The organism is Deltaproteobacteria bacterium PRO3 (genome assembly GCA_030263375.1).
Classification (GTDB): domain Bacteria; phylum UBA10199; class UBA10199; order DSSB01; family DSSB01; genus DSSB01.
In genome coordinates this window covers 1-6,656 of the sequence record SZOV01000132.1, presented here as the reverse complement: position 1 = coordinate 6,656, position 6,656 = coordinate 1, and the positions used below count along the sequence as shown (strand labels likewise).

The 6,656-nt window shown below is 67.5% G+C and carries 1 protein-coding gene; it reads right to left on the bottom strand.

The window, feature by feature from the left end; genetic code table 11:
* Positions 1 to 209 precede the first annotated feature (209 nt).
* Positions 210 to 3,440, bottom strand: coding sequence for a hypothetical protein (locus FBR05_14080; protein ID MDL1873305.1), 3,231 nt, complete (start codon positions 3,438 to 3,440; stop codon positions 210 to 212).
* Between the last annotated feature and the right edge of the window lie 3,216 nt (positions 3,441 to 6,656).

Sequence of the window (6,656 nt, the reverse complement as noted above, 5' to 3'; positions counted from 1 at the left end):
GGCGACCCCCTCTCCAAGGGTTATCGCCGCCCGCGCAAGAAAGTCGCCAAGCCGGCCGCGGCCACCGAGACCGCCGCACCTAAGAGCGACGCCGCTCCCGCGGCCCCGGCCGCCGAGAAGGCGGCGGAGAAGCCGGCCGACGCGGCGAAGTAAATCCCGCGAAAGAAAAATCCGAACGGGAGCCGTCTCCAGCGGCTCCCGTTTTTTTCCTATTTCTTGCGACTGACGTGCCGGGGACCCTCGATGTAGGTCTTGTCGACCAGACTGCGCAGAAAGACCCCGAAACCGTAGGGGCTGGTCTCCTGCATCTCCCGCCAACTCCTCAGATCCCCGTTGTACATCATGAAGTGGGTTTCCTCGAGCCAGGCGCGCATCTCCGAGAGGAATAGGTCTTTGAGACCGCGGTGCGAATGGTGCTCGAATTCGTGGACCGTCTGGGCGGGAAGCGTGATGGCCTGCCAAATCTTGTTTTCCCAAGACAGGGCGGGATCCAGCGCCTGCACCGCGATGATGGGCCTCCCGTGCGGGCTTCGATCGGCGGGGACGTAGAAGGCATGCACCGGGCCGTCCTCCTTCGCGGAGGGATCGAGCTTGACGTAAAGTTCGCGCAGCTCTTCCTTGGACAAGACCTGCAGGTCGATCTCGCCGTTCTCGATAGCGCGGCGGGCCTCCTCGGCGGTCGGCGTGGTGCGCCGCTTCATCAAATACAGGACGTCCGCCTCGTCGAAGGTGGATTTCTCCGCCACGATCACCTCGCCACGCCGGGAGCCGTTCTGCGCAGGAGGCACGAACACTGCCCGCGGATGATTGCCGAGGCGACGGGCGGGCGGGAGCGCCTCCCAGATCCGGCGCAGCTCCGCGCGAGGCACCGTACGGATGTCGGCTTGGCCTCTCTCCAAGGCCTGCTTCGCCAGCTTCGCGTCGGGACTCGGGTCCAACTTCAGCAAATCCAAGACGTCCTGTTTGAAGGCCGGATCACCCCTCTTGCCGTAATTTTCGATGCGCTCCAACAGTAAACGGGCATCGTTGTGGTATTCCGACAGGCGGATGTCCTCTTCGGCTTCGTGCAGGAGACGGCTGGTTTGCATGTACAGCAGCGCAAATTTTTCCGCCAGGGTACGGTCGTAGATGAAGCCGGTATAGATGCTCCCGTTGATGCGGTCGACGGCCGCCAGGTAATCGGGATGGCCGTCCCTTTGGTCGAAATACCCTTGCAGGCGACCCCAATGGAATTCGTCGGGGGCGGCGACCTCGGCGATCTTGTGCGGAAGATCCCGGGTGGCGAGCACCTTGAAGATCCGGTCGAAGTGCAATAGCGGCACCGTGCTGGACGCCGCGCGCCGAATGGCGTCCTCCAAGACCTTCCTGTACGCGGGCCTAGACCTCCAGGTCTTGAGGTAATCGGCCAGCCCTTCGACCGCGATGGTCGGCGTGAAGGCCTCGCGTCGGGTTTCGTTCCTCTGCGGGCGCCAAAGGATGAAATTGTGCTCCGGGTCCCGAAACGGGACGGCCGCCTCCGCGGTGTCGTAGCTGTTCAGGTACCGCTCGACGGCGTTCCGCAAATCGCGCGCGAGCGGCAAGGAGTGAAGTCGATCGACCCATTCGGGCGGAGGGGGCGCCGCCTGCGGGCGACGGAAACTCGGCAGCCACCGCCGCAAACGATCCAGCAGGGAGGCGGGCGGCGGCTCGGGGGTCGCGGCGGACACGGGTAGGAAGGCATAACGCGCCGACCAACCGCGTTCATTCAGGAAGGCCTCCAAGGATTCGATGCGGCGGGAAATGCTCGCGACCCGCACCAGGGCATCGAAGTCCTCGACCGTTCCTTCCTTGAGGGTACGCTCGAAGGCCTCCTGCATCAGGTGATCGTAGTGCGAGCCGACGCCCCGGCGCAGCGGGTTCATGTCCATCGTGTACCAAAAACACTTCACCGCAACCTCTAGCTGCTCGACGCGGGTGGTGGTGCGGCCGTCGTCGTGGAGGACGTCGCGCAGCCGGCTATTATGCATGAGATCGAAATAGCGTTGCAGGTCGACATGCGGCGTCTTTAAGTAATACTCGCCGATGTCCTCGATCATCCTCCCGAAGCGGTCGCGGACGGCGGCGTCGGCCTCGGGCCCCACCGAGAGCCAATCCCGCAAATGGCTGAGCAAGCGACGCTCGTAGAACTTGTAGTCGGACGACTCGCCGGTCCCGAGCTGGGACATGTGGAGGGACCCGGCGTTTTTGTGCGTCGCTTGCCTGGGCGGAAGCCGCCAATCCGATACCCCCGCGGAGGCGACCGGGCCCGGTCCCGCGACCCAGGGCCGCAAGCCGCCGAGCGGCGTCTCCCCCCCGAAGGGCCGCGGCACCGGCCTGAGCGTCTCGGAGAGGAGTTCCATACGGCGCAGCTCCGCCGCAAATTTGGGACCCGTCAAGGCCTGGCTCAATTTTCCGCCGGCGTGAAGCTGCAAGAGAAAGACCAGCGAATCGGTCAGCGCGGTGGCGCCGTCCACCTGGGGCCTAAGGCCCAGGGCGGCCTCGGCCTGATGGCCGAGGTAGATGCCCGCCAAGGTCGCGGCCTGCGGCAAGGCCGCGGCGGGAATGCGAAGCAGCGGCGAGGCGGGTAGCCCCATGGAGGCCCCGTGCAGCGAGCGAACGCCCTTCCGGCCCGCAGCGCCGAAGCCCTTTAGGAAAAGCAGGGTGACGCCCAAGCCCAGACCTTCCCGCCCCAGGGTCTCCGGCGACCAATCTTGCTTGGGCCCGATGGCGTGATGGATGCCCTTGCTGGCGAAGAGAAAGGCGGGAACCTCCGCGGTGAAACCGAGGGCGGAGGCAGCGAAGCGCGCGCCGGCGCCGCGCGTCAGCCAATGCGCCTCCGGCCGTGCCAGCAGGCGCGAGAGCCCGGCCAAACGCACGCCCTGAAAGACGGCGGAGGCGACCATCATCCCGCCCAACATGCCCGGGTCCGCGACCTGCTCGGCGAAGTGTCCCAGCAGAAATTCGGCGCGACCCCCGACGGCCCCGCGACCCAGGATGGCGTCCAACTCGCGCCGCGCCTCGCGCGCTGCGGACCCTTCGACTTGGGAGAGAATCTGATAAGCGGCCGCGGCCGCATCGATGCCTCCCAATCGCTGCCGCCGCCTCGCCAAGGCGAGCCAAGCGGCGGCAAAGATTTCGGGATCCTCCTCGCCGGCGAGGGCCAGGGCCTCGCGATAGCCGTCTTCACCGAGACGGGCCCTCAAAGTCTTTTTGGCTTGGGGAAAATCCTGTTCGAGACGGACGGCGAGCGGCGCCTCGCCTCCGTCCGGGGCGAGGGCCCCGGCGGCCAGGCCGGCGAGGCTCTCCAACCAGGCGGCCAATAGGCGGCCGGGTCCGCCGGGTGGGACCGCGGACGCAGTGGTCGGATGCTGGGTTTGCGCGGCCTGCGGCGGACTCGCCGCGAGGCGGTGCAGACCTGACATAGGTGTGCCCCCAAAAAATTATAGTAAAAACAGGCTCTTACTTGCGGATCCCCTAGCCCCACCCGGGGTTCCGGGACCTAGGAATACCCCGGAGAAGAGAAGATCCGCAGCGAAAAACGATGCCTACGGTTTCGGCACCCATGTACATAAGTTGCGGGGAGGATTCTGAAATTTAGCGGCCGGGCCCCTCGGCGCTCAAGGGCTCGGCCTCGATCTCGACGACCTTGGGGAGCGGCGGGGGGAGGAAGTCGGGACGGACCCCGCTCGGGGTATTTCCATCCGCCTCTTCGCCGAGGCGCTGGACGATCACCGTGACGTTGTCCGCCTTGAAATGGCCGACGTAGTGCGCGGAGATGCCGTCGGTGTCCGGGTGCTTGCGCATGTCGACCACGTGGCCCAGCTCGGTCAGCGTCATACCCTCGTGGCGCCACTCGCCCGGGGGCGGATTCTTGCCCCAGACCTTGCGGTAGGCGGCGACGAAATCTCGATGGGTGATCGTTTGGCCGAAACGCCCCTCGGCATTGAAGGCGGCTCGGACGTGCATCCGCAAGAGGGCCTCGTTGCGCAGGGCCAGCTCCATCTCGGCGGCGCTGCGGGCGCCGCTGAAGCGCAGCACGTCGCCGATCTCGTCCTTGCTGATGAAGTTCTCCGTCAAGCCGGCCGAGCCGGCCACCACGCTCGCGCCCTTCTTCGCGCGATGGGTCTCCGTGCCGACGCGCAGCTCTTGGTGCCCGTGGGGATAATGCCCGCCCAAGGCCTGATCGACGCGGGCGGCCAGGGGATGGATGCGGGCGTGGACCGTCTGGCCCCGCGGCAACTTGCGCGTCGCGCCCAATTCCCGGGCCGTGTAGGCGTCGCCCTGCAGTTCGAAGTCGGGACGGAAGACCATCGCCTCGGCGTCGCCCACGTCTGCGAAGCGCAGTTCGTAGACGTCGCCGCCCAGCTCGCGGACCTCCACGCCGACGACGACCGCCCCCGGATTGCCCTTCAGGCGCTTGTGTTCGGGGTGCTCGACCATCTTTTGATCGGCGAGGCGGATCGCCTCCTCGAGGGAGACGCCGGGGCGCGCCGCGGCCTCCTTCAGGACATGCTCGGCGAGCACCGCGGCGAACTCACCGCCCGCGTGGCCGCCCATGCCGTCGATCGCGAAGTAGCGGGTGACCTTCTTGCCGCCGGGCCCGGTGAAGCGGACGATCGCGAAGCGGTCCTCGTTGTGTGCGTAGCGGCCCACGCCGGGGTCGCGGCCCGCGGCCAGGCCGGGGAGACGTTCTTCGCGAATCGCGTTTTGCGGGCCTATTTCCGATTGCAGGACGGCGGCCGGCACCTGGATCGCCGCGAGCGGACGCTCGGCCTTCCCGCCGGGAATCGGCCTCAGGCCGGGCTTGGGCCGCGGCGACGGGGGCGGTGTGGAGAAATCGTACTCGAGGCCGCCGAAGACGCGGTCGCGCAGCTCGCCGTAGACCAGCTCCCAGGCCGCGCGGGCCGGGCTGCCCTCGGGCAGGCCGCGGATGTGAGCGCGCAGCGCGGGACCGGCGGCGACGTAGGCCACGTGCAGGTCGGAGACGAACTCGGTGAAATCGCCGGCCTGCTTTTTCAAGCGGTCGGCGCGACCCCGGCCCCAATCCAGGGCGAAGAGCGCCTTTTCCCGCGCGAGAGTCTGGTGCGCGCGGTGCATGGCCTGCCGGTCCCTCAGCGGGATCTTCGCGTCGCCTTGGGCGTCGGTGCGATAGCGCTCGGCGGTGGGATGTCCGATCTCGTGGAGGAAGAGCGCCGCGAGGTTGCGGCGCGATCCATGGAAGGACCCGGAGTAAAGGTAGAGCGAGCCGTCCGCGGCGTCGTAGGCGCCGAAGTGGGCGTTCTCCTGCCGCGGGCTCTTCAGGAAGATTTTCTTCAGTCCGCCGCCGGCGATCAGCGAAGCGGGCAGTTTCTGCAAGAGGGCGTTCAGAAAAACCACTTGGCCGCCGTTCTCCTGCAGAAAGGCCTCGAGGGCCTTGCCCTCGGGCCGTCCGGTCGCAGCTTCTCCTCCCAGGTACAACGCGACGCCGAGCTCTTTCGCCCGGCCCTCGAGCTTCTTCCAGGCCTCGGCCGCCTGCGCGGACTCGACGCGGGGGAAGCCCTGGCGCTGCGACCAGCGCAGGTAGGCCAGGATCTCGGCGGGGCTGGCGGGACGCACCACCCGGGTATCGGCGCCGCTGGACGGCTCCACCAGCATGCGGCCGGTAGGCCACTGTTCGATGCGCCCGCCGCGGTCGAAGGTGGTGGCGAGCTCCGGCGTCATGCCGGGGATCTCGCCGACGTAGGTGGGCCGGGGGGCGCCGAGGCTTTTTAAGTCCGCGCCCGAGCCGCCCAGCGGGATCTTTTCGACGTAGGCCCCGGTCGGCTCGCCGAGCGCCGCGGCGTCGCGCGCCGGCGCGACCGGCACGGCGCGGCGTCCCGGGAGCTTGCCGCCCTTGCCGCCCGCTCCCCCCCTGTCGAGAGAGGCGAGGTAGGCCTCATGCGGCCTAAACATCTCCTGGAGATACATCCCCAGCTTGGGGTTCACCGCGTGAACGGTCGCTCCATAATTATCCATGATCCGGCGCAGGACGCTCCTGTCCCCCGAATCCGGATTGAAGGGGATGAAATCGCCAATCCTTTCCATCGAGGTCGACCGGGAGCGGATGGTCGATATGACTTGCATGACGTTGTCGGCGCGCAGCTCTCGGACGCCGAGCGATTGCTGCTCCTCCGCGGAGAGCGGGACGCGGGACGGAGGCGGGACCGGCGGCGGCATGCTCTGCTTGGAGAAGCCGTAGAAGTCGCGCCCGTGGTTGCTGAGGTACTCGTCCAACCAGCGGATCTTGCGCCCGTCGTGCATCTCCCAGTGCCGCAAGGCGCCGACCAGGCGGATCACCCCGCTCTCGTATTCCCGCGATTTGAAAGGATTTCGCATCAGATGGACCAGGGCGTCGCGCACGCGGACCGCGAAATTCGGGTTCGTGTAATCGCGAAGCCCCGCGGGCTCCAGGCCGAGGGAAGCGAGCAGCTCGAGTTCCCGCTCGCTGAATTGGCGGAGGTCGCGCAGCGGCTGGTCGTCGGCCCCGTGCAGGTCGCGCCCCTTCGGCGCGGCGGGCTGCCCCGCGACCTCCGAGGTGGACTCGAGGATCATCGCGGCGTCGACCTCTTGAACGACGGACTGCTCCTCGTAGCGGGGGGAGGGAAATTCCTTTTCCAGGT

Bases quoted from the DNA above. Each gene is read 5' to 3' on its own strand.
- FBR05_14080 (MDL1873305.1), bottom strand. From the start codon at position 3,440: ATGTCAGGTCTGCACCGCCTCGCGGCGAGTCCGCCGCAGGCCGCGCAA.